Below are 23,176 nucleotides of genomic sequence, written 5' to 3'. Positions count from 1 at the left end.
ATTCCTAGTACTTTGTACTTCACACTTCATAGAATTTACCATCCCCAATTCATCGGATTAATTGCATTTAATCCGTTACTAACAGCCTCTCCAGCATCCTTTGTTAAAGCTCCAATAGATTCACCAACATCGTCCAACTTCCTACCTACAGCATCTAATCCATTTTGAATTCCTGCAACATTGTTATCATACATATAATTAAACCCCCATGCTGCAACTGAACCAACTGCCACTCCGCCTACTATTGCCCAGCCAACAGGATTACTAACAGCGAAAACTGTTGCTAAACCGGTTACCAAACCAGTCCCTGCTGCACCACCTGCTAAACCAGCCACCACGCTTGCTCCATTATGCGCTATAGCCTCTCCTACTGTCTTACCCTTTTCATTTAGGTCTTCATAAAACCCGACACCAGCACTAGCTACTATAAATACCCCACCTAAAGATCTTCCGGCTCCTTGAACAAACTGACCCGTTTTCGTTATAACATTAGAGGTTTTCGTTGCAAAGTCCCCAACACCCGTTACAGCATTAGCTGCATTACTTGAGATCCTACTAAATAAATCCCCTATACTCTTTATACTGGTTCCGATCCCTCCTACTGCGCTCCCTATTTCTCTTGTTGTATTCCCGATGAATTTCACCGCTCCTACAGTAGTATTTACAGCTAAATCAATACCGATTTTGCCTTTATTATTAAATATATATTCCATAACCGTTTCAGGCACTTCTTCGTTTAGTTCCCCTTCACTCAAATCTTTTGTAGATTTTTTCATCGTTGTAAAGATGTCATAGTAAGTTGCTCGAGTAATTTTTCCACTAATAAGATCTGTAAAAGCACGATTTAAAATCTTTTGAGTTGTTTCATCCATACCTTTTACTGCAGCGTCGTTTAATTGCTTAATTTGCAGTAACGACATATATTTAATGGAATCTTGATTTACTTCCACTGACGTTACGAGCGTTTTATTATACTCTCTAAGTGTGGCCAATCCTGCAGATACTGTTCCTCCCTTGTAATCTGTAAACCTAGCACTACCACTAACAGCATCTGCGTGATTTAACGTTGTTTTGATCTCTTGTAATAGGCTCTCTATTTCCGCCGAGCTACGTCGACCTACACTTCTGAACGATTGGACATCTTCTAGGACATTTTCGGCTACGTTAATCGCCGTATCATGATCATCCTTAACGAAACGGAAGGATGGCGTCGTTACACTGCTAATATCTGATACACTACGAATGATGTTACTCACTTCATTATGAAGTACTTCTAAAGCTTCATTTTGTTCATGAAGATCTTCCATGGTGTCCCTAACATAGTCACTATTAATAATCGTTTTACTACTTTCATCAACCTTTGATTGAAAATCTTCTATGTGTTGATTCAAATTTTGATAAAGATCATTTAACAATCCGTTAAAAGTGGTCAACATCGTCAGATGAAAATCACTAAAATATAATTTGGCCTGGTCTGCGGTTTTCCCAGAAAAAGAACTCATATTGCAAATGTCTTCGATGTTCTGTGCTACTTTTAATAGACTGACGGTTATATCTTCAGATGTTGATTTAAATTCATCGGAGAAGTCTATCACTTCTGACAAATCTACTTTATGCCCCATGGAATTCCCTCTCTTCTTTAACGTATTGGATGTGGACCAAAATTAGGTTAATGCTAACTCTTGATCTTTTCACCGCTATATCGGCGACAGACGATTTTAACTTGGATACACCGAGCAAAAAACACTTATATTCATAGAATTAGTTGTGTTTCAATGTCTTTCCTTTTTCAATTAGAAAATGACATAAGATACGATAGTGACTCTCTTTTTATTATTCCATATTATGGTTTTAATAACAATATATATCTTCAATTATTATCCATCTCTATCTAGATGCTAACGTCCCTGTGGTTTAGAGTGTCGAAGAACCTTCGCATCTTCCTCAGTTAAAGAACTCTCAACTACGATAAATCTTGTATCAAAAAACCTTGAGCATTGTTCCGAACATCACTCCCCACCTGTTCCAAAACCAAAAACACCTCTGAACCTGACAAACATCCAGATTCAAAGGCTTTCATTATGCTCGTTCAATGTTCTGCTCTTCCATCTCCATTTTCCCCAAAGGCTCTGAGACGACCTAATGGATTACTAACAACTACAACTACACCAAACTTTTAAACAGCAATTCATGTATTTTTCTTTTGAATCAATATCTACTAGGTTAATACGTTTGAAGGTACAGGAAGTATAATAAAGCTCGTAATTAACCATCCTGGTGAATGGGAATCTGATTTCCACCGTAAAAACTTCGAAGTCACGGCCTCTAACTTATTACTTGGAGCAACAAGGTATCATTCAGATAGAAGCTTTCCAACGCTTTCGTATGACTTCATTACAACCTGCATCGCGTTTGTAATATTTTCTCCCGTTTGATTAATGTTGTTCATGGTATTCATAAAATTGACCTCCTGCCGCTTCAAGAGTTGGATATGGAATGTGACTTTTATAGTAGTAAACGTCATTTGCATCAATTGCATCGTCCACTAAAAAAGCCTTAAAATGTTCCAACCACATTCCAACCAGTAAAGAGATCACATCTTGAACATTGTTTTGCTGATTTGCTTCTACTAACGATTGTGAATCTTGCAATTGCTGCGACAACTCTTGCCAAGACAAAAGCGCAAATGCAGTATGATAAGATTAGATGTTTCGCTCCGTAATGTTCTTATTAACTTCTATCGCAGTTGTTCGTGGTGCCAAGAAGACAAGTACCTTCTTTTATGTTTATACTTATGGTAAAAGGTGCCTGATCCCCAGTGCTTTAAAGTTATACCGTACTGTCGGTCAAACACCACAATTCTATTTCAGACGAAAGGTGAGCCAACATTTTTTGTAAGCCCACCCTGTCTATTTCCAATGCTTCTTCATTCAGTTTTGTATCACTAATTCCTTCGTCTCTGAAAATACTATTAATTTACCGCCCGATGATATCCTTCATTCGACACTCCGTCCATATAAAAATAAACTCCAAAGGAAACCCTTTGGAGTAACTATTATTTATTACTTAAAATGCTCCACATTTTCTCTAATTCTTCGATATCGTCTGATTGCCAATTTCTTTTTTTTATATCTTTCAATAACTTCTTGGTACTATTTAATAAAGTTCTTTTAAATTTATTGATACTAGTTTGACATGTAAAAAAGATGTGTTCAGAGTCTTTCTTCTCTTTGATAAATTGCAATTCTACAATATCATCTGATAATTTAATACCTTTTACTAATAATGGTCCATTCATAAATTCAAATTCTTGAACAACTCCATTTTTACGACTACTAATTAAATTTATTATTGCTTTGTGCCACCAAGTTAAAATCACAACAATAAAATCATCCCAACCTTTTTCAGGGAAATATTGCTCATTAAATGAAGAAGCTCTTGATAAGAAAAAAACAAGAAAAAGAAAAAATCACTAGGCGAAACATACGATGAACAAACAGCTAAATTAGAAGCATTAGAAGACAAAGTAAATACTATTAATGAATCTATTCAAACTGATTAATTAATTAGTAGTTTTATAGTTTATGAACTGCTATAATAAAAATTGTTATCGTCCTTTTAAAAGTAAGGGTAAAAATCAAGCGACACAAAACAGTATTTCTAATTGTAAGGAGTCTTTTAATTTGATACAAAATAAAATAGAATTTTATCATGCAAAAGGGAAGCTTTTTCTCGGAATCATTTTTTCATTATTACTTGTCGCTTTTGGCACTTTAATGGTGTATATTGCATATATAGAAGAATCTATACTATTTATCGCTTTGGCGTTGTTTATTATTGTTTTATTTAGTTTCTTTGCCTTTGCGAATATATTAAAAATGGTCCGAGGTAATCCTTATATCACTGTAACGGATGAATATCTCCAATTAGATTCGTTTACGAAAAGTGAAGTAACAATTTATTTTACGGACATTGAATACATAAAAGTATCTGAAGTTTCATTTCAAAGCATCATCGAGATTGTTTTATATGACGAAGATGATTATTTTACTCAATTGTCTTTTCATAATAAAGTGAGATTATTTATGAATCGAGTAACTGGTTTTTCTCTATTTACGATTAACTCAAAAGCTGCACGAAAACAAGATCGCTCTGCATTTCTAGAGACGTTAGATCTAATTATCCAACAAAAACTAAACAATGAAGCTCCGATCATTGAAACTTCACAGAAACAAAATGAAGAGACGGACTTTATGGAAAAATATGATCCAACGCCGCCGATCAATCGATCCATCAATCGTTCATACTTTTTAAAATCTTACGGGTATGGCTTTATCTTATTTGCTATCTCGTTTATACTCTTTTATTTGCTTATTAGTAAAGACGATAATTATTTATTTTATATCATAGTAAGCTTCATTTTATATCCTTTTGCAAAAGTGTTAATCGATTGGTTGTTTGGGTTTAAGTTAAGACATAGATTAGATAAGCAAAAAGGTATTACTTATTATTTTAAACAATTAATAATTATGTTCGACTTTTTCTTGTTCCATGTTAGTTTATTTATTGCTCCTATTGGAATATTATTCTTATTGATACGTTATACCGTTATTCGGATAAAGCAGTAAAAAAGGTTAGAATTTACAGATACAGAGGAGATAGATCATTTAATTTTCAGTGGTTATGGAGATTCTAAACGATTTGAAGTTAACTTTAATGAGTCAGATCAATTAGAGATTTTACAAGAAGATAAATCAGATGCATTGGTTTGTACTTTTGAAAAATCGGAGTGAATTAAATGATACAAAAATTCTATTTTAATTTAAATCGAGTAGTAAGTGTGGTTGTTTTATATTAATGTCACTGCAACCAGTCTCGTAAGTCATTATCTCAGGAGCATTTAGATACGTAAGTAGTTTTTTTACAGATAAAAAACTTTGAAAGACTAATAAGCCAATCAAGGTCTAAGAAATTTCACTAAAAAGCTACACGTTCAAACAAAGTAGTGAAGACTAGTTAGCTGTATCACTCCTGTCAATTATCAATGTAACCACTTACCGATTGTATTATACCAATATCAGCTACCAAATTCATATTCAGTGATCCAGAAATAACAACTTTTTTATTATAAATTAAACCTCAAAATTCCTTATCATTAATTAAATGTGGGTAATCCTCCAAAAATGATATATCGGTGTTATTAGGGGATAATATATTAAACTTCCCATCTTCAATCTCAAAAATATCAAAAGTACTGTTAATTGATCCGTCTACTATTTGTATATTTTTCAAAAAACAAACCTCCTTTAATTTATATAATTGTTTTTATGTTTTTTGAACTTAGTATTCTTTAACTGTACATCAAATAGTAATCCTCCATGCGACTCGCCCGCTTTAGCAGGAACCCATATATTATACCCCGTCCTTATCTTCCCAGCCTTTTCTACCTTTATATTTCCCATCTGGTACGGTTACTTTTTGACCATTAAATTTTTTCCAGGATTAAAACCTGCTTTCTTAGCGTCATCTAAAGTTAAGGGTCTCCAATTAACAACTGTTCTATTATTACCCCCACCCTTAATAAGTTTACCACCATGTTTGACCCCTTGATTAATGGTCGCCCAATAATCCCAGCACCAGCTAATGCGCGTTCCCAAGCTTCTAATTCACGCCCAGTAATCGGATCAACTGCAAACACAGTTTCATAGCCTGCCTTCACGTTACTAATCACAGGTATAAGATCAGCCGCTACGACCAATATCGTAAGTTCTCTAATCATCATGAGTTAATGATTCAAAAGTCATATTGGTTTTTAACCATAAAGTTCTTATAGTAAAAAACCTTGAAAGGCATTTAGCCAACCAAGGTCATTTTTTTCTAATGTGAATAACCTTAGCTATTTAATTTCATCATATGCATCACCTAGAGAGATAAAGTCATCTTTTAACCAATACCAATACTGACCTTTATTATTAATAAGTCGCTCAAGTAAATAAGTAAAAGATGCAGCTATTATTTGAGACTCTCCTACAAGTCCATGACGGTCAAAAAAACTATCATAGCATTGACCTAATCTGTCTTTATTGAGGTCAATAGTTAAGTATTCATCCGTTCCATCATTACAAATAATATACCAATCGGATGAAATGTCTTCTTCACATAAATCTCCTACAATTATGGGATTTGCTAATAAAAACTTATCAGGCGACACGAAATAGATTGGATATTCCTCATTTTCAAATAGAACTAAGCCACCACAGAGACTATAAAACTCTTTTAAATCATTAGGTAAAATATGCTTTGTTTCGTCAACAATGGGTAACTCTGTAGGTTCAAAGATACGACAATGTGGTAAGGTTCTTATTTGTGTAATCAACTGCTTTATCTTTTCCATCAGCTTCACTCCCGATAATTATATTTATTAAAGAAATTATAATATTCTTGTATGGATGATTTAGGAACATCTGATGCGTCAAACATTCTTTCTGTCAGTTCTTGTATTTCCCTTGGTGATACTGATTGCTAATTAATTTTACCCCCTACCTTCTTACCGGTTTTTTCATATAACCACTGTCTATAAACTGCTTTTGTAGCGTCATGTTGTTCTTTTGTTAGTGCAACTGTTGGGGTATTTCCACCTCTACTTACATAATTAGGCACATTATATTTATTCCATATGTCCATAACACCATGATGATTTTCTAAAGGTGAATTACTAAGTCTGTACGGTACTACATCATTGAGTTTAACAGTTTTATCTATATCCTTACCAAGCCATTTCCCTATAGTACCACCAGCAAATTTACCAAGACCTCCACCGATAATTCCAGCGCCAGAAACCCATCTTTGCCATGGTTCCAATTCATATCCTGAAATGGCATCAACGCCTGTAACTGCTTCCTGCCCCGCTTTTACATTTCCCAAAAATGGAATGAAATCCGCCACTGTAGATACAGACTCTCGGGGGTTTTCTTTGATATATTCGCCTGGTACATCGTGGGATCTGTTTAATGCCATTTGATAGCTAATTTTAGCAGTTGCTTTCATCATTTTTTAAAATGATCCCCAGCCCTCTTCTTCAGCTACTTGGTCATTTGCGATAGGCCGCTCCCTTCGTGCTAAGGCACTTACAATGGTAAACGCCGCAAGTGCTTTCTCCCACTCTTTTAAAGGGTCGTCAGTCATCGGATCTACACCGTATTTAACACCATACATGGCCTTGAACTCTCCGAAAACCGGAGTAAAATTTGTTAAAACATTATATTGGAATTACAAGGGCTAATTCTATAGAGATAATACTATTAACTTTATTCGGTACTAGGTAGCCCCCTAAAAGAAAACCTTGAAAGGCACTTTGCCAATCAAGGTTTTCTAATTTATTGATGTGATACTAATCTTTTAGTAAATCTTCGTCTAAGAAGAGTTCGATGTCATCTAAATTGACATTTTTCTTTCTTTCATGAAATGAAAATTTTGAAATAAACTCTTCAAATGAATTTGCTATAAGGTAATAATATTCTTTTCCATCTTCATCAGTCGTTTCGTTTTCATGATACCAATAATAAATTTTACCCCTGTATTTATCTTTTAAGCCTATACATATTAAATCTCCCCCATCTGCATCTGCGATAGGCATTACATTACTTTCTAATTTACATTTCCCAAAATTGGAATGAAATCCGCCACTGTAGATACAGACTCCCGGGGGTTTTCTTTCATATATTCGCCTGGTACATCATGAGATCTGTTTAATGCCATTTGATAGCTAATTTTAGCAGTTGCTTTCATTACTTTGTTAAATGATCCCCAGTCGTCTGCTTCAGCTACTTCGTCATTTGAGATAGGCCGCTCCCGTCGTGCTAAGGCACTTACAATGGTAACCGCCGCAAGTGATTTCTCCCACTATTTTAAAGGCTGGCCAGTCATCGGATCTACACCGTATTTAACGCCATACATGGCCTTAAACTCTCCGAAAACCGGAGTGACATATGCTAAGGTAGTCGCTACCGTAACGATATCAGAGAATTTGTTAGAACATTATATAGGGCTTACAAGGATTACCTCTGCTCTCTAAATAAAACTCTTTTAAGGTTTCTCATTACTTTCGTTATTGATTTTGTCTTTATATACTTTTAAAATTGTCGTGTTTAAATCACTAATTTCTGAGAAATGCCATTCAAACGTCGTTATAATTCTGTGAAGTTCAAATAACATTTTCTCAATTTCATCACCATCGTTCTTATTCAATGAACCAAAATTGTTTAATATAATATCTAAATCTCTAGTTAACATCCTAAAATCCTCAAGGTTCTCGTACTGTTCATCTAAATCTTCTTTATTTAAAAAATTAGTACTTGAATTAAGTTTATCTAGTATGTCTAATATTCCTTCTAACTTTTTATCCATATAAATTCCTCCACTATTATCTCCACCCCTTAACTACTCGTCCAAGTGCTTTTTTAGTCTTATCGGGGTTCAAAGTACCATCTAAATTCAAAACGTATTTCACATTCCCTGTCTTATCTATTACTTCTAAATGGTCTTTGTGTAATGCGTCAAGATAAACTCCATAACCCTTTTTCAGATATGAGTTATCAGTTTTCTTTTCTATCTTATAAATTGATTGTCCATCGTACTTTACTTTTGATTTTGATAAAGATTTACTTATTGATTTTCCAAATTCCATATCAAAAAACTCATTCATATTTGAAACAGGTTTAACACTACCCTTAATAAGTTTACCACCATGTTTCACGCCCTTGATTAATGGTCCCCCAATAATCCCTGCACCAGCTAATGCACGTTCCCAAGATTCTAGTTCACGCCCAGTAATCGGATCAGATGCAAACACCGTTTCATAGCCTGCCTTCACGTTACTAATCCCAGGTGCAAGATCAGCCGCTATTGAAGTCATCTCTCGTTCAACATCCTTGTTATTGCTAGCTTTGGCTTTGTATAGCCCGGATCCTACTTTCCAAATGAATTCGGCTTGGCGAAGTCTATTGGTAATCGTTTTATCCCACCAAGTTTCTTTGGGATGATTAACATTCTCGTTATTTCTAGTGGATTTGGGTCCCGTAATAATTCTAGCACCAGCTAATGCGCGTTCCCAGGAGTCTAATTCACGTCCAGTAATTATTTCAACTCCAAACACAGTTTCATAACCGGCCTTCACGTTACTAACACCAGGTATAAAATCTGTCACTGTTGAAATAACCTTTTGTTCAACATTCCCGTTAGTGCTAGCTTTGGCTTTGTATATTCCGGATCCCAATTTCCAAATATATTCCGTTTGACGAACGCTATTGGTAACCGTTTTATCCCACCAAGTGTCTATCTCTAACTTTCTTTGATTGACACTTAGACGACTTACACCCCCTTGGCTCAATATTTTCATCGTTACGAAAATATTATATCTTGATTTACTTCCACAGGCGTTCCTATTGTTTTATTATACTCTTTAAGTGCGGCCAATCCTACAGTGGTTTCTCCTCCTTTGTAATCTGTAAACCTAGCACTGCCACTTACAGCCCTCGCATGATTTAACGTTGTTCTGATCTCTTGTAATAGGCTCTCTATTTCTGCCGAGCTACGTCGACCTACACTTGTGAATGATTGGACATCTTCTAGGACATTCTCGGCTACGTCTATCGCCATATCATGATCATCCTTAACGAAACGGAAGGACGGCGTCGTTGCACTGCTAATATCTGAAACACTACGAATGATGTTACTCACTTCACTATGAAGTACTTCTAAAGCTTCATTTTGTTCATGAAGATCCTCCATGGTGTCTCTCACATCGTCACTATTGATTATCGTTTTACTACTTTCATCTACCTTTGATTGAAAATCTTCTATGTGTTGATTCAAATGTTGATAGAGATCATGCAACACCCCGTTAAAAGTGGTCAACATCGTCAGATGAAAATCACTAAAATAATATTTTGCCTGATCTGCGGTTTCCCCAGAAAAAGAACTCATATTGCAAATGTCTTCGATGTTCTGCGCTACTTTTAAAAGACTGACGGTTATATCTTCAGATGTTGATTTAAATTCATCGGAGAAGTCTATCACTTCTGATAAATCTACTTTATGTCCCATAGAATTTCCTTTCTTCTTTGGCGTATTGGCTGTGGACCAAAATGAAGTGATTTGCAGATGCTAACTCTTGATCATTTCACCGCTATATCGGTGACAGACGATTTTAACTTTGATACACCGAGCAAAAAACACTTATATTAATAGAATTAGTTGTGTTTCAATGTCTTCCCTTTTTCAATTAGGAAATGATAGTGACTCTCTTTTATTATTCCATATTATGGTTTTAATAACAATATATATCTTCAATTATTATCCATCTCTATCTAGATGCAAACGTCCCTATGGTTTTGAGGCTCGAATACCCATCGCATCTTCCTCTATTAAAAAACCTTAACTACGATAAATCTTGTATCAAAAAACTTTGAGCATTGTTCCGAACATCACTCCCCACCTGTTCCAAAAACCAAAAACACCTCAGAACCTGACAAACATCCAGATTCAAAGGGTTTTATTATGCTCTTTCAATGTTCTGCTCTTCCATCTCCATTTTCCCCAAAGGCTCTGAGACGACCTAACGGATTACTAACCACTACAACTCCACCAAACTCTTAAACAGCAATTCATTTATCATCTCTTTGGAATCAATATCTACAAGGTTAATACGTTTGAAGGTACAGGATTTTAAGTTCCAGAAACTTTCTTTCCTGGTAAAGCTTTGTTAACACAAGCCTTTTCATGTTTCTCAATACGAAAATAGACGGATGAAGTAGGAAATTAGTCTTCTTTTGGATTTTGGAGAGGATTTAAAGGAGTTGCGATTTCAGGTCCTGGAGATCTCTGTATGTATTTTCTGAAGCAATCTCTGGTAATGCTTTTTTATAATCGTTTTTCGAGAGCAAGTTGCTGGTCTATCGAAAAGGATAATGGAAAGCTTCGAAACGTCAATATGGCGTAAGAGGAAAAAGTAGGGACAACCAGGGGCGGTTACTTCGGTTGACCCTAGTCGATAGAACCAAGTATTGTTCCTTTGACACTTCCTCCACTTAATACGATCACTAACACTTATCGAAATTACAATTATTCTGGATAGTTAGTGGATGACTACCTCCTTCAGCTTTATAAGCTTAGTTAAAAGTGCAATTACATGTAAAGAAATAATCACTCGGTTGATCAAGGACTGTAAACATCAATGGTTTGAAGTGTTTTAAAATGGTATAATTAGATAAAATATTCATGGGAGAGGCGATGAACATCATGAATACTGCAAAGGAACGATTACTAAAAATTATTGATGAATTTCCAGAGAAAGAAGTCGATAAAATATTAAACTTTGCTGAATACTTAAAGACAAAAAAAGAAAAAAGTTTATCAGAACATTTAACAAAGGAGAGCGAAAGTAGCATTGATTTTTGGGATAATGATATAGATGATGAGGTATGGATTGATGCATAAACAAGGTGACATTGTTTTAATCCCAGTGCCATTTAGTGACTTGTCATATAGAAAACAACGCCGTTCTTATTTATGAAACGAACATTATACATTTTTCACGAGGCGAAATATCTTACCGTCCCTGCGGTTTTCAAAGACTCCGACAATGATTCCCCCTTTATTCTGTTTCATTTGGCTCCACCTCCATTACAAACTCCCACGTTTGTCCCTCATCCTCAGAAATAAATTTCCCTTTCAAATCGCCACCTTTATAATCACCATTTGGACCTTGATTAAGTAAAACAGTCAATAATTCTTCTTCTTTTTCTGGTATTTCAGCGACAATAAATATTTCTATGAACTCCTCTGGGACATCAATGATTGCTTCAGTCCATGACTCGCCACCATCCTGGGTTACATAGAGTTCTGGTGCTTGGGGATTAAATCCACCAAAGGAGAGAAAACCCTGGGATTCATGTACGAAAGCCCCGTCCTCCATTAAACTCATGGTGTCTGGATGATTCGTTACCTCCCAATGTTGCCCACCATCCTTAGTGACAAAAACATAGGAAGCCTCGAAGGACATGCTCCTTTCTCCGGTGACGATCACATATCCAAAGTCCTCATTTACAAAATCAACTTTTCTAAAGCGTAAAGAAGGAAAAGGACCTCCAACACTTATCTTTTCCCACGTTTCTCCTTGATCCAGTGTTTGGATAATGAACAGACTTTCCCCGACTTCATCACCTTCGGAACTTTATACTTTCCCCATTACCAAGTATCTTAGGCTAATAAGTTTCCTTAACTTATTTTTACGAAAGATTGTTGAAACTGTACCCCGAAGAGCAATTACTAACAAGAACATTCTCTATTAAGTAAAATGTGAAAAATTTTAAACAATTATGTTAAAGGGATATGTTTTTAATAAATGATAACTACAAATCTGCTTCAATAAGCTTTGTGACCAATAATCAAAATATTTCATTTTATAACAATAGAACTTTTCACCTATTCTATTATTAAAAAAATATGTAATTATTAATAATAGATTTACAAATAAGGCAAGGATTAGTTGTTATAAAGTTAAAATTGTTCAAGAACGTAGATCTAATTGGGATGGCGTATTTGTGGAGAAAACCACGTATGGCAGTGTAGGAAAACCAGCTTTAAAACACTACTCAGTCGATAGAAAGTAGGTATACAAAATGATTGAACAAATAATTGATCAAATAGCTAAGTGGATACCACTTGTTATACTTATTATCTCATCAATTAGCCTTATAGTTGTTTTTCAATCAAATTATATAGCGGAGCCATTTGCTGCTCGGGCTATTCCGTTAGCTATTGTAATAGGGCTTTCATCAATTGCTACTTCTCTCTCTTTAAGGAAATAATGGCTCTATAGGGGCAGGTCCCTGTGTCCCAAGGAAATCTCATTAGCAACGTCAATAAATTCAACTAAGTTTAGACAAGCTACAGCTGAGGTAAAAGGTCATTACTCAGGCGGAAGGACAAGTAAAGCAACAAAAAGTAATCTTTTTTGTATTGACGAAGTAATTGAACATTACTCTTATTACACTGAATGGCCAAAAAATTGGTTCCCTATCGGTTATGGTTTTGAATGGTAAAAGAGGGTATGACAGGGGCAGAGATCCCTTATCCCTCCTCTTGAGCTTTATAATAGGTGCTAAAACTCCATTTCTGCACTTCCCATTTTAGAAATAATGAAGTAGTCATCCTCCAGTTCTTCTATCGATTCCCCCATAATAATATTAGTTGCATCTACATATGATGAATTAATATAATCACTATCATCAAATCGAATTGATGTTAGCCTAAATAGTGGACACGGTAAATTGGGAGAAATTCTAGTATAATGATATCTAACAATTTAACGGGAGTGTCCAATATGAGAAAAACGTATGATAAGGAATTTAAAGTCCAAGCAGTCCGTATGGTAAAGGAGGACGGGAAAAGAATAGCTGAAGTCGCTAGAGAATTAGACCTGGCAGAACAAACGCTGCACAACTGGATAAAGAAATATGATATCGGTAAAGAAGCAGCTTTTGTAGGCAGTGGGAATGTACATGCCGAAGACAAAGCTGAACGAGATTTTAAGAAACGTATTCGAGATCTAGAAGAGGAAAATGCGATCTTAAAAAAGGCTATGGGCATCTTCGCCAAAGACCAGAAGTAATTTATGACTTCATCAAACAGCACCGACACGATCACCGTGTAGCGAAGATGTGCCAGGTATTAGGTGTTTCAAAAAGTGGCTACTACGCTTGGTTAAAGCGTCCAAAGAGTAGCCAAAAAAAGAAGCGAGAAAAGGTAACCGCACGCATTAAGAGAATCCATTTAGAGTCAAGGAACACATATGGAAGCCCGAAGATCACAAAAGTGTTGCAGGGCGCTGGGGTCAGGATTTCTCAGAAAACAGTGACACGGATTATGAAGGAAAGTGGCATCCGTTCAAAAACGGTTAAAAAGTACAAAGCAACAACCAACTCGAAACATAATCTACCGATCTATCCAAATCTATTAAACCAACAGTTCACCGTAGAACGCCCAGGACAAGTGTGGGTAGCTGATATTACGTATATATGGACGAGCGAAGGTTGGCTGTACTTAGCATCGGTTATGGACCTTTATTCAAGGCGTATTATAGGCTGGGAAATGGATGGACGGATGACGAAGGAACTTGTTATAACAGCTCTAAAACGAGCGATGATTACACAGCCACCAGCACCTGGTCTTATCCACCATTCCGATCGTGGAAGCCAATATGCCTCCAACGATTATCAAGCATTATTACGTGAAAATGACGTGACATCAAGCATGAGTAGAAAGGGTAACTGTTACGACAACGCATGCATAGAGTCCTTTCATGGTGTGATCAAACGTGAGTTAATTTTCCATGAAAACTATAAGACTAGAAATCAAGCGAAAAGAAGCATCTTTGAATATCTTGTGAGCTTTTACAATTACAAGCGAATCCATTCAACCAATAATTATATGTCTCCAATGGCTTATGAAAAGCAGTATTTCAAAGCTGTATAGAAGGATATTACCCTCTCTGTAAGAGTAAGGGTTACGTCCCTTACTTCTTACAGAGAGGACAGCAAGCAAAGCGCGGTAGGGTTTGACTGAAATCTCCCTATTCGCTGTGTCCATTTTCTTGACATAGTATCAATTTTTATTATCACATTTCATAAAAAGGTATACTTAATATATAAACAACTCCTCTAATAGGTTATAACAAAAAATACATATTTAGTTATTTAAGTATTCTCCCCTTTAGCTTCATAACAGCTATGACAGCTTCTTGAAGTATGGCTACTTCTATTGTTGAACAGAACAACTCATTTTAAATGGTTAGTTACCTTCAAAAACTATTACTGCTTTTCCTGATAGTAGCACTTTATCATCTATAAGTTTAACTTTTATTATTCCCCCTCTATCAGATGCTTGGTATGCAGTAAACTCACTTTTTTGTAACCTACTCTTCCAATATGGACCTAAACAACAATGTGCTGAACCAGTTACATAATCCTCATTAAGACCTTGAGCTGGGGAAAAGAAACGTGAAACAAAATCAAAATCATTTGAATTAGAATGACTTGTAACAATAACTCCACGAACTGGTAATTGGGCAATCAAGTTTATATTTGGTATTAAATTTCTTACAATATCTTCTGATTTTAATTCAACTAAATAGTCGAATTGGTTTTTCCCAACATAAGTTGGCTCAACACCTAAAGCATTAATTAGCAAATCAGGAGCAATTATCTTCTCCTCAAGAATAGAAGGAAACTCTAATTTAACCCAATTATCTATAAGCTGTGATTTGAGTACTCCACTTTTTGTGTGAAAAGCAATGTTTTTTTCTTTTTTCACGTAACCTTTTTCCCATAAAAAGAACGAACTTGCAAGTGTTCCATGTCCGCAAATTGGTATTTCCATAGAAGGTGTAAACCACCGTAAATAGTAATCATTTTTGAACTGATTTATAAAAGCTGTGACTGGTAAATTCATTTCCTTTGCAATACTCTGCATCCAACTACTGTCTTTTTTCTCTCTTAACATACAAACAGCAGCGGGGTTGCCTTTAAAGGCTTGGTCTGTAAAAGTATTTAAAATAGATAAATTCATATGGTTTCCTCCGTATAAATAAACTATATCTTTTTCTATTACTTATTGATGCATCCTCCCCAATACCGCCTTCACAGACGGGGACGGTTCTTCCACTATCGCTTCTCTGTTTGTTTAATAAAGACTCTTCTTGGTAACTTATAATAATCCAAAAGGATCTATCTTGTATAATGTAAACAACATTAAAGAACCAAATATTATTTCACTAATTGTTACTTTATAGGCATTAGGATTTTGTGCATATTTCCGTTCCATAATAGCTGTAACTATTTGTGAAGCAACAATAAAGATAAATAGTATAAACCACGGTTTTAAAAACCAATACAAATTTGTTGGGTCTATCGTAATGTTTATAACAGATCCTAACAAAATACTGACCATTCCAGTAATTCTAATTGTCATATCAATCTTTGTATGTTTCTCATTAACGTGGTTATCGGAAAAGAATTTCTTCCTCTCCACATTCCACCATTTTCTCATTATTATATTAAAAGAAACCAACAATAATAAAATAAAAGCTATCAATAATACTAACTTCAACCAAAAAACAGGCTCTACACCATACTCATTCATAAAATACCCCACCTATACTCGTATTTAACATTTTATGATAATCCTATTTTTACTATCCTACCCTTTAGGTTAAGTGAAATGTTTTACAAATTCTCGTATTTTCTATTATCATGTTAACATAAATTTACCAATTTAATTTCACTTTTAAAGATCCTAAATGGTCAACAATCTTACGATTGCCATAAGAAAAAGTTCTGCATATCAATACAGAACTTTTCCTTGTATTTTTTAATAATATGAAAATTTATTTTAAATCACCCTATTCCATTATTCTTTTTTATTTTGATCTATCCATTTGCTAATTTTTTAAGTATAGTTATCTGTTTCCTCTTTCAAGTCTTCATATAAAGATAGGATCAATGCACCCCAGGTAAGCTTTTCTTCATATGGATTGTTGTCATTAATAAACATCATGATTTTCTTCAATTCCTTCATTCTCCTTGGATCAAGCGTTGTATGAACGAATGTTCTTAAATATCGGTCAATGAAATTAGAGTTATGAATACTCGCATCCAGCAGTAGAGCCGTTGCTCTTGAAGTTGTAACATCAAGAGCAAAAGATAATTGACTAATTTTTTCATAACTATATCCTTGAAAGCGAATCGAGATCCGACCCGTGACACCTTCTACTTCTTTTTCTAAAGAGTTGATCCATAAACGGTCGACCTTTTTTCCTTTCACTCCGGTTGGAAAGAACGTGCTTTGAAAGATATTGCTTCCTTCACGGTCAATATCGCATCCAATAGCTTAAGTACAATCCTTCACAAAGCTACTAGTAACTTTGCAATTTGCAGAGCTTTTTCGTACCCTTCGAGGTTTCTTCTCACTCTATATTTATACTCACATTTTATGTTTTTTATATACCTCCATTAAATCCTGAACAGATATCCCATCAATTGTCATTCCCTCCAAACTGCAATTGTAGATGGACACATCTTGCAAGTTTGAGTCAATAATAGTACTGCCCTTCATTTCGCATCTTTCTATTAACCACGGCTTTTTTTCTGGTGTTCCAAGATTAATGTCATGTAAATGAGTACCTGCCATCGATACGTGACAAATCACCGTATCGTTCATATTAGAATCTCCGAATATGGACCCAATCAGATTTGTATTTGTAAAACGACTATGAGCTAAATATGAGTTCTGATAAACACCGTGTCCAATATTCATGTTAGTAAATCTTGCGTTTTGCATGTTTACGTTATAAATATCAACATGCTGCATGTTGCAGTTACGGAAGTTATGTTTACTAATATCCTTATCAAATGTATAATCATTCTCATTACTCTTATTGCTTCTGGTATCCTTCACTTTCAAGTAATACCTCTCATACTCGTCCTGTCCTGTGAGCTTGTAACCCATTTTCTCGTAAAAATGATGATTTCTAGGACTTCTTTGGATCGTATCCAGTGTCCAGTGCGTGACTTGCGGATGCAGATCCTCTATTTGTGAAATCACTACCGATCCGATGCCTTTATCTTGAAATGCAGGATCAATATATAATCGATCAATTCGCGCATGTTCTCTGCCAGGGTGTGATATCAAGATTACACCTGCGAGTTGTCCTTCCAGCAAAATTTTATAATAGGAATGATCCCACAAATGATATTTTTGCATTTCAACAGAATTAACCCCCGGAATGTCAGGTTTAGAGCCGTCTTTGTACCATCTATTCCTTTCATTTTGCTCAACAATAACCATTAAATCTTTAATTGCTTCAATATCCTCTTCTGTTGCCACTACCAGCTTTATTATTTTCTCCATATTATCTCCCTCATTTAAATGATTTTTTCATATAAATCCTCAAAGATTATTGAACTGCTGAACTGTTTAGCAATGCTTCGAAGCTTCAATACTGTTAATCGGTTGATATTGCTTTACAACGCGACCCTGATAGATATCATCCTGATCTTTAACTCTTTTGCTGTTCGGTGGTTAAAATAACATTGCTTTTGAATAATAATAACATTATTTCCCTTTTAATTGATCCGAAAATAAAGAAATAGCATTCCTGCAGTTATTGCAGAAATGCTTACCCGTTTGTTTAAGTGTATCTTTAATCTTTCCATTTAATTTAACATAAATATCCAAGGCTTTCTCTTTAATAGTGGGAAATCACATCAAAATCTTCCTATGTTTTAACAAGGTTAGAATCTGCGACATTGAGACGGAGTTTGATAGATATGTGTGGGGGGGGATGTGATAATTGAGAAAAAGATAACTGTTTCTTTGCTGAGCATGGAATCGAATTTTCCCAAACGAAAGAAATTTGCTTTAAGCGTTATTGTGCAGGGAATAGTGGTGTATGTGTAGAAGTATAAAACTATTAAGTAAATTATTATTGGGAGTTGATCATGAATACCTGTTTTTGTTTTTATAAATAGTAGTACCTTCAAAACATTAAGGGTTAACCTGGAATTTGGCATTTTTAGTCATTATTAATGAGTTCCATTAATTTCTTGTCAAACTCTTCTTCAGAAATCTGACCTACAGCATTGGCGATAATCAGTTCTTCTCTTACTGTGCATGTGGATATTTACACCGATGATATGGAAAAGGGCAATAGCTTCAATCATCTTGAAGTGATAAAGCCCGTGAACAATAATGAAAGGTGGAATTATGAATGTTGAGAGATGTTACTGTAGAAAACGGCATCGTTCGTGGGCTACCTGCAGCTGATCCGCGCGTCACTAGTTTTAAGGGCATTCCATTCGCAGCCCCTTCCAATGGTGAAAACCGTTGGCGTGCACCAATGCCTGCTTACGATTGGGATGGCATATTGAAAGCGTTTGAATTCGCTCCGGTCTCTATGCAGGATAAAATTGGGGTTAATGAACAGGATATCTATACAAAGGAATGGAACGTGGATGCGGACATAGCGATGGACGAAGACTGTCTTTATCTGAATGTATGGACGCCGGCACGTAGTATAGATGAAAAACTGCCGGTGTATGTATGGTATTTCGGGGGAGGAATGCAGGTCGGCAATAGTGCGGAGATGGAGTTTGACGGCGAGCGTATCGCTCGTCGTGGCATCGTTGTGGTAACTATTAACTACCGACTGAATGTGTTCGGATTTTTATGCCATCCTGAAATTACGGCGGAAGCGCCTGATGCTCCTGCCAACTTCGGCAATCTTGATCAACAGGCTAGCACACAATGGGTCAAACGAAATATTGCGGCTTTTGGTGGTGATCCCGAAAATATAACCATTGGCGGACAGTCTGCCGGTGGTTATAGCGTATTAAGCCAACTCACTTCGCCTCAGAATGAAGACCTTTTTCAGAAGGCGATCATTCAAAGCGGAATGATGACCGAGCTTTATCCCGAAAATTTGATGCCTGAAGTCAAGGACAACCTAGAAGAAGCCGAACGCGACGGAGTTGAATTTTTTAAATTTCTTGGCGTTTCTTCCCTTGCGGAAGCGCGCAGGCTGGATGCGGAATATATCCGTGACAAGTCATTGGAATACAGGAAAACCTGGATGCACTGGGATACAGTAATTGATGGTAGGTTTTGCGTAGGGGATGCATATGAGTTATTTCTTGAAAACAAGCGATGGATGGTGCCAGTGCTTTTTGGCCATACTTCTTCCGAGTTTTTCAGTGTTCCAGATGTCAAGACATTTGACGAATTCCGTAAAATGGCAGTTGATATGTTCGGTGATAAGGCAGAAGAGTTTCTTGAGCTTTGTCAAGCGCATTCGGAACAAGACTTGGATGAAGCATTGAAGAAGGCTTCCGTAAGCAACATCGAATATGCAATTCGCGTTGCCGCACAGGCAAATGCAGATACCGGTGCTAATATGTTACTGTACTATTATAATTTTGATGCAGAAATACCGGGGTATGATAATCCAGGAACTTTTCACTCGGTGGATCTCTGGTTCTTTTTTGAGACACTGGCCAAATGCTGGAGACCATTTGTCGGTCAGCATTATGATCTTGCTCGCCAAATGTGCAACTACTGGGCCAACTTCATTCGTTCTGGAAATCCGAACGGAAAAGATTCTACAGGCGAGGATCTGCCGCAGTGGGATTATTACACTCCAGAGAGCCCGTATGGAATGGTATTCAAAGACAAATCGGAGTTTAATAGGGAAGAGCCAGGTAGTTTAATGAAGTTTCTTGTCGAACAGTATGCAAAAAAATAAAAGAATATTTTAAGAGTGGATAACAAATAATTTTGCCATGAAATAAAGACGAGTTTACGATAGCTCGTCTTTCTAAATTTAACTTTCCTATTCAAAAATTCAAACCATAGTTTTCCTATATCTGTTCGTATAGATTGGCTTAGGGCTACTCGACAAAAAGAAATGGCAGTAACTAATTACTTCACCAACATGTAAAGCGCTTTTGGGTTCATCATCAAGCACTGTGTTTATTATGTTTGTAAGTGACTCACCAATATTTGTCATTAATACCCATCTTATTTATTTTATGGTGTACTAAAAATATTCTTAAACAAACAAATTAATAACTAATATAAATCATGCTAAACTCCCCAATACTTTAAGTACATCTATTCACAAAGTCTTTATTTTATGTAATTCAATTTTAACATATATTAACAAAAATCTGCTTTTTTACAATAAAATCATTATCATATTTAATATCTATGTAACGTACCTACAATGTAATTTAAAGTCATGACAATGTGTTCAAATTGTATCATCAGAAATCACCCAATATCGTGATTCAAAATAAGCTTTTTTTCCGATGACGAAACAAGACGGGAAAATATGAGTTCCTTTGATTTTGCTAGTTCGGTTGAAATTGGTGTCGGTGAAGTTACTGGAATAATTGGATTGATCATAGAAAATCAGACAATTATGAGTTAGTCTTCGGTTTTGGAACATCAGCTCTCTCTGCCATAAAATGTGGCAGTTTACTCTTGAGGAAGGTGTTTTCGTATTCTAACTGTATTTTTCCTCATAAACAAATCTATTTGTTTATACTCCCTAAGTTTCCACTTCTACTGTTACCTCATCTACTGGTTTTAGATAGACTTGTTTTTCTGGTGGTTACCCTAAAATAACGCCTTCACCAGAGAGGTCAGTGGAAAAGCGAAAGAGGCAGACCATGGATTCGGATTTAACGGAATGCAATCTCTCATTCTTTATTGTGAAAATCATTCTGAAATTGATCAGGCATGGTTGTACTTGTCCGCAGTCCAAGAGTCGGAACAATGCGGTTGGCTAAAGGACAGGTTTGGAGTGTCTTGGGAGATCGTCCCGATAGAAATGGAACGAATGATGGAACATGAAACAGCTGAGCAAATGAAACGCTTGAAGGAAGCATTTAAGTCATATGAAAAAATTATATCTTAGCACTATTTAGGCGGCTTACGAAGGAAAATAAGGGGCTGATCACAGGTCCCCTCTGTCCCTCCTTCATACATTATAGAACGAAGGAGTCGTTAATTTGACGGTTACATCTGTTCATTCGATCCATAACCCTTTTCGAAATCCCAGTTATTCTGGAAAATTTTCTATGTAAGAATTTACTCACATGTTTCTGTGTCCCTATTAATACGATTAAATTCTCATCCAACAGGGTATATGTGGTCATTAGTATCTGTCTAAAAGAAAGTGGGGTTTATATGCAGGACAACGACAAAAAATATCAGTCCAGTGAAGAAGAACATAAATCGCCTGAAGAACGGAAACTGGAAGAGAAGGAATCGATGCCAGATAGTGAATCCAATCATCCGTCAAAGGAGACTCTTTCTATTGGTATTGTGCCGGCACCAGAGACCGCTTCTGATATATCGGACAAGCTTGCTTCAGACCTGTCTGAACGGTTGAGAGACTATGTGGATGACAACTATACATGGAAAGTCGAAGTCGTCGTTGACTCGTTCGTAGGCGCAGAAGAAGATGCTTACGAGACGATGAAGCATGCGAGAAAAATCGCCCTCGAAAACAACTGGGACTACACTGTGGCCATTACAGATATTCCATTGTTCAAAAACGGGGAATTTCTTGTGGCTGAAGTGGATGATAATAAAGCCTTGGCACAGATTTCTTTTCCGGCTCTAGGTATCTTTCCCCTATACCGCAGAGTGAGATCTTCAACACTGCAGCTCATTAGTGAGATGCATCACGGTAAAAACGAAGATGCACGGGATGATGTACAAGAAAGGATTAATAATCTACCAAAAACTAAGAAAAAAGTGTTGCATAATACAGATTCTCGTGAATTAATTAAGCGCGGACCGCAAAAAAAAATCCTTCCGATCGACCGTGTAGTAACTGACGATGATGATACACCAGTCCGTTACATTGCGCGACCTAAAATAAACGGTTATTTCCGTGTCGGAACCGGAATGGTTCGTGCTAACAACCCTTTGAAAGTCATCAGAACGTTTAAAAGCGTTGTAGCGATCGCGTTTGCAACAGGAGCTTACGCACTCATTTTTCCAACGGTTTGGTTACTCGCAGATGCTTATGAGCTAGAGCGGGCAGCCACTCTTATGGTGGTGTCATACTTTGCCATGACGACCTGGATCATTCTTGCCCACAATTTATGGGAAACAAAGAAGGAGGCTCCTGATAAAGCGCCACTTGTCCGCCTCCATAACTTCTCTACGCTTATTACTATAGGGCTTGGTGTTATCGTCTATTATTTTGTGCTACTTATCTGCTTTCTCGTGGCTGTATTTCTGTTTATTCCTCCGGATCTGCTTGAATCAGATACAGGTATCGGACGCGAAGCCGATTTAGGCTATTATATTTACCTCTCCTGGCTCATTACCAGTATTGCAACTGTCATCGGTGCAATCGGTGCTGGACTGGAGGATGAGGAAACTGTTCTGAAAGGAACATATGGCTACCGGCAGCGAAAGCGCAAAGAATACTTGCAGAAGCAGAATGATAATGAAGAAGGCAAGTAGATAATAATGAAAGAAAACCGTACTTGAGATAAGTGCTCAAGTACGGTTTTCTTTTCATTTTCTAAATATTTGAGGAAAT

General features: G+C 36.3%; 24 protein-coding genes and 2 pseudogenes. 8 read left to right on the top strand and 18 right to left on the bottom strand.

Annotated features, from left to right (window positions below; all coding sequences use genetic code 11):
• Positions 1–35: 35 nt before the first annotated feature.
• From ACM26V_RS04180 to ACM26V_RS04170, 3 genes are all read right to left on the bottom strand, one after another.
• Entirely contained in the window at positions 36–1,622 is a 1,587-nt protein-coding gene (locus ACM26V_RS04180; protein ID WP_416150195.1) for a T7SS effector LXG polymorphic toxin, read from the bottom strand.
• Positions 1,623–2,435: 813 nt separating this feature from the next.
• Complete coding sequence (locus tag ACM26V_RS04175) at positions 2,436–2,678, bottom strand: hypothetical protein (RefSeq protein WP_416150194.1); 243 nt, start codon at positions 2,676–2,678, stop codon at positions 2,436–2,438.
• Between the two features lie 377 nt (positions 2,679–3,055).
• Positions 3,056–3,379 carry a hypothetical protein gene (locus ACM26V_RS04170; RefSeq protein ID WP_416150193.1) on the bottom strand — a complete coding sequence of 108 codons (324 nt, stop codon included), beginning with the start codon at positions 3,377–3,379 and terminating at the stop codon, positions 3,056–3,058.
• A gap of 304 nt (positions 3,380–3,683) precedes the next feature.
• On the opposite strand from ACM26V_RS04170, the gene ACM26V_RS04165 reads away from it, so the two are divergent.
• Positions 3,684–4,628 carry an STM3941 family protein gene (locus tag ACM26V_RS04165; RefSeq protein WP_416150192.1) on the top strand — a complete coding sequence of 315 codons (945 nt, stop codon included), beginning with the start codon at positions 3,684–3,686 and terminating at the stop codon, positions 4,626–4,628.
• A gap of 511 nt (positions 4,629–5,139) precedes the next feature.
• Here the strand turns inward: ACM26V_RS04165 and ACM26V_RS04160 are convergent.
• From ACM26V_RS04160 to ACM26V_RS04130, 7 genes and pseudogenes are all read right to left on the bottom strand, one after another.
• Positions 5,140–5,292, bottom strand: coding sequence for a hypothetical protein (locus tag ACM26V_RS04160; RefSeq protein WP_416150191.1), 153 nt, complete (start codon positions 5,290–5,292; stop codon positions 5,140–5,142).
• 241 nt (positions 5,293–5,533) lie between these two features.
• Entirely contained in the window at positions 5,534–5,782 is a 249-nt protein-coding gene (locus tag ACM26V_RS04155) for a pre-toxin TG domain-containing protein (protein WP_416150190.1), read from the bottom strand.
• A 114-nt stretch (positions 5,783–5,896) separates the two neighbouring features.
• Positions 5,897–6,394 (bottom strand): SMI1/KNR4 family protein, encoded by a 498-nt coding sequence (locus ACM26V_RS04150; protein WP_416150189.1) that lies wholly within the window; start codon positions 6,392–6,394, stop codon positions 5,897–5,899.
• 5 nt (positions 6,395–6,399) lie between these two features.
• Positions 6,400–6,768: pseudogene (locus tag ACM26V_RS04145) on the bottom strand (sugar-binding protein); the annotation flags it as partial.
• A gap of 84 nt (positions 6,769–6,852) precedes the next feature.
• A pseudogene (locus ACM26V_RS04140) lies at positions 6,853–7,017 on the bottom strand (pre-toxin TG domain-containing protein); the annotation flags it as partial.
• A 36-nt stretch (positions 7,018–7,053) separates the two neighbouring features.
• Entirely contained in the window at positions 7,054–7,215 is a 162-nt protein-coding gene (locus tag ACM26V_RS04135; protein WP_416150188.1) for a hypothetical protein, read from the bottom strand.
• Positions 7,216–7,390: 175 nt separating this feature from the next.
• The gene (locus ACM26V_RS04130) at positions 7,391–7,636 is read right to left on the bottom strand and encodes an SMI1/KNR4 family protein (RefSeq protein ID WP_416150187.1); all 246 of its coding nucleotides are present in this window, start codon (positions 7,634–7,636) and stop codon (positions 7,391–7,393) included.
• A 156-nt stretch (positions 7,637–7,792) separates the two neighbouring features.
• Between ACM26V_RS04130 and ACM26V_RS04125 the strand changes: the two genes are divergently transcribed.
• Positions 7,793–8,074, top strand: coding sequence for a hypothetical protein (locus ACM26V_RS04125; RefSeq protein ID WP_416150186.1), 282 nt, complete (start codon positions 7,793–7,795; stop codon positions 8,072–8,074).
• A gap of 11 nt (positions 8,075–8,085) precedes the next feature.
• On the opposite strand, the gene ACM26V_RS04120 is transcribed toward ACM26V_RS04125, so the two are convergent.
• From ACM26V_RS04120 to ACM26V_RS04110, 3 genes are read right to left on the bottom strand one after another with little or no spacing between them, the layout of a single operon-like run.
• Positions 8,086–8,406 carry a hypothetical protein gene (locus tag ACM26V_RS04120; RefSeq protein ID WP_416150185.1) on the bottom strand — a complete coding sequence of 107 codons (321 nt, stop codon included), beginning with the start codon at positions 8,404–8,406 and terminating at the stop codon, positions 8,086–8,088.
• A 16-nt stretch (positions 8,407–8,422) separates the two neighbouring features.
• Complete coding sequence (locus ACM26V_RS04115) at positions 8,423–9,397, bottom strand: pre-toxin TG domain-containing protein (RefSeq protein ID WP_416150184.1); 975 nt, start codon at positions 9,395–9,397, stop codon at positions 8,423–8,425.
• 2 nt (positions 9,398–9,399) lie between these two features.
• The gene (locus ACM26V_RS04110) at positions 9,400–10,104 is read right to left on the bottom strand and encodes a T7SS effector LXG polymorphic toxin (protein ID WP_416150183.1); all 705 of its coding nucleotides are present in this window, start codon (positions 10,102–10,104) and stop codon (positions 9,400–9,402) included.
• A 1,185-nt stretch (positions 10,105–11,289) separates the two neighbouring features.
• Here ACM26V_RS04110 and ACM26V_RS04105 point away from each other — a divergent pair.
• On the top strand, positions 11,290–11,496 hold the full coding sequence (locus ACM26V_RS04105) for a DUF2281 domain-containing protein (protein ID WP_416150182.1): 207 nt from the start codon (positions 11,290–11,292) through the stop codon (positions 11,494–11,496).
• 157 nt (positions 11,497–11,653) lie between these two features.
• Here the strand turns inward: ACM26V_RS04105 and ACM26V_RS04100 are convergent, their stop codons facing one another.
• Entirely contained in the window at positions 11,654–12,061 is a 408-nt protein-coding gene (locus tag ACM26V_RS04100) for a WD40/YVTN/BNR-like repeat-containing protein (protein WP_416150181.1), read from the bottom strand.
• 619 nt (positions 12,062–12,680) lie between these two features.
• Between ACM26V_RS04100 and ACM26V_RS04095 the strand changes: the two genes are divergently transcribed.
• Positions 12,681–12,869: a hypothetical protein gene (locus tag ACM26V_RS04095; protein WP_416150180.1), complete on the top strand. Its 189-nt coding sequence runs from the start codon at positions 12,681–12,683 to the stop codon at positions 12,867–12,869.
• Between the two features lie 515 nt (positions 12,870–13,384).
• Positions 13,385–14,535 (top strand): IS3 family transposase gene (locus ACM26V_RS04090; RefSeq protein WP_416150121.1). Its coding sequence is split into 2 segments (ribosomal slippage): positions 13,385–13,643 and positions 13,643–14,535, totalling 1,152 coding nucleotides; the frame shifts between segments, so codons are not numbered across the junction.
• A gap of 315 nt (positions 14,536–14,850) precedes the next feature.
• On the opposite strand, the gene ACM26V_RS04085 is transcribed toward ACM26V_RS04090, so the two are convergent.
• From ACM26V_RS04085 to ACM26V_RS04070, 4 genes are all read right to left on the bottom strand, one after another.
• On the bottom strand, positions 14,851–15,627 hold the full coding sequence (locus tag ACM26V_RS04085) for a PhzF family phenazine biosynthesis protein (protein ID WP_416150179.1): 777 nt from the start codon (positions 15,625–15,627) through the stop codon (positions 14,851–14,853).
• Positions 15,628–15,765: 138 nt separating this feature from the next.
• Complete coding sequence (locus ACM26V_RS04080; protein ID WP_416150178.1) at positions 15,766–16,200, bottom strand: DUF4181 domain-containing protein; 435 nt, start codon at positions 16,198–16,200, stop codon at positions 15,766–15,768.
• 306 nt (positions 16,201–16,506) lie between these two features.
• Positions 16,507–16,881, bottom strand: coding sequence for a hypothetical protein (locus ACM26V_RS04075; protein WP_416150177.1), 375 nt, complete (start codon positions 16,879–16,881; stop codon positions 16,507–16,509).
• A 159-nt stretch (positions 16,882–17,040) separates the two neighbouring features.
• Entirely contained in the window at positions 17,041–17,967 is a 927-nt protein-coding gene (locus tag ACM26V_RS04070; RefSeq protein ID WP_416150176.1) for a GNAT family N-acetyltransferase, read from the bottom strand.
• A gap of 859 nt (positions 17,968–18,826) precedes the next feature.
• Here ACM26V_RS04070 and ACM26V_RS04065 point away from each other — a divergent pair.
• The 3 genes from ACM26V_RS04065 (at position 18,827) to ACM26V_RS04055 (ending at position 23,097) form a co-directional block, all read left to right on the top strand.
• Entirely contained in the window at positions 18,827–20,356 is a 1,530-nt protein-coding gene (locus tag ACM26V_RS04065) for a carboxylesterase/lipase family protein (RefSeq protein ID WP_416150175.1), read from the top strand.
• A gap of 948 nt (positions 20,357–21,304) precedes the next feature.
• Positions 21,305–21,532 carry a VOC family protein gene (locus tag ACM26V_RS04060; RefSeq protein WP_416150174.1) on the top strand — a complete coding sequence of 76 codons (228 nt, stop codon included), beginning with the start codon at positions 21,305–21,307 and terminating at the stop codon, positions 21,530–21,532.
• Positions 21,533–21,804: 272 nt separating this feature from the next.
• Positions 21,805–23,097, top strand: coding sequence for a hypothetical protein (locus tag ACM26V_RS04055; protein ID WP_416150173.1), 1,293 nt, complete (start codon positions 21,805–21,807; stop codon positions 23,095–23,097).
• Positions 23,098–23,176: the final 79 nt, after the last annotated feature.

Origin of the sequence: Salipaludibacillus sp. HK11, assembly GCF_047795645.1 — a bacterium.
Classification (GTDB): domain Bacteria; phylum Bacillota; class Bacilli; order Bacillales; family Salisediminibacteriaceae; genus Salipaludibacillus.
This window is presented reverse-complemented; position numbering and strand designations above follow the sequence as displayed.

What these genes read in the sequence shown, in the direction of transcription:
- ACM26V_RS04095 (WP_416150180.1), top strand. Translation starts at nt 12,681, where the DNA reads ATGATTGAACAAATAATTGATCAAATAGCTAAGTGGATACCACTTGTT.
- ACM26V_RS04155 (WP_416150190.1), bottom strand. Translation starts at nt 5,782, where the DNA reads ATGATGATTAGAGAACTTACGATATTGGTCGTAGCGGCTGATCTTATA.
- ACM26V_RS04150 (WP_416150189.1), bottom strand. Translation starts at nt 6,394, where the DNA reads ATGGAAAAGATAAAGCAGTTGATTACACAAATAAGAACCTTACCACAT.
- ACM26V_RS04065 (WP_416150175.1), top strand. Translation starts at nt 18,827, where the DNA reads ATGTTGAGAGATGTTACTGTAGAAAACGGCATCGTTCGTGGGCTACCT.
- ACM26V_RS04080 (WP_416150178.1), bottom strand. Translation starts at nt 16,200, where the DNA reads ATGAATGAGTATGGTGTAGAGCCTGTTTTTTGGTTGAAGTTAGTATTA.
- ACM26V_RS04115 (WP_416150184.1), bottom strand. Translation starts at nt 9,397, where the DNA reads ATGAAAATATTGAGCCAAGGGGGTGTAAGTCGTCTAAGTGTCAATCAA.
- ACM26V_RS04130 (WP_416150187.1), bottom strand. Translation starts at nt 7,636, where the DNA reads ATGCCTATCGCAGATGCAGATGGGGGAGATTTAATATGTATAGGCTTA.
- ACM26V_RS04060 (WP_416150174.1), top strand. Translation starts at nt 21,305, where the DNA reads ATGCAATCTCTCATTCTTTATTGTGAAAATCATTCTGAAATTGATCAG.
- ACM26V_RS04055 (WP_416150173.1), top strand. Translation starts at nt 21,805, where the DNA reads ATGCAGGACAACGACAAAAAATATCAGTCCAGTGAAGAAGAACATAAA.
- ACM26V_RS04135 (WP_416150188.1), bottom strand. Translation starts at nt 7,215, where the DNA reads ATGTATGGTGTTAAATACGGTGTAGATCCGATGACTGACGACCCTTTA.
- ACM26V_RS04120 (WP_416150185.1), bottom strand. Translation starts at nt 8,406, where the DNA reads ATGGATAAAAAGTTAGAAGGAATATTAGACATACTAGATAAACTTAAT.
- ACM26V_RS04085 (WP_416150179.1), bottom strand. Translation starts at nt 15,627, where the DNA reads ATGAATTTATCTATTTTAAATACTTTTACAGACCAAGCCTTTAAAGGC.
- ACM26V_RS04180 (WP_416150195.1), bottom strand. Translation starts at nt 1,622, where the DNA reads ATGGGGCATAAAGTAGATTTGTCAGAAGTGATAGACTTCTCCGATGAA.
- ACM26V_RS04070 (WP_416150176.1), bottom strand. Translation starts at nt 17,967, where the DNA reads ATGGAGAAAATAATAAAGCTGGTAGTGGCAACAGAAGAGGATATTGAA.
- ACM26V_RS04100 (WP_416150181.1), bottom strand. Translation starts at nt 12,061, where the DNA reads ATGTCCTTCGAGGCTTCCTATGTTTTTGTCACTAAGGATGGTGGGCAA.
- ACM26V_RS04110 (WP_416150183.1), bottom strand. Translation starts at nt 10,104, where the DNA reads ATGGGACATAAAGTAGATTTATCAGAAGTGATAGACTTCTCCGATGAA.
- ACM26V_RS04105 (WP_416150182.1), top strand. Translation starts at nt 11,290, where the DNA reads ATGAACATCATGAATACTGCAAAGGAACGATTACTAAAAATTATTGAT.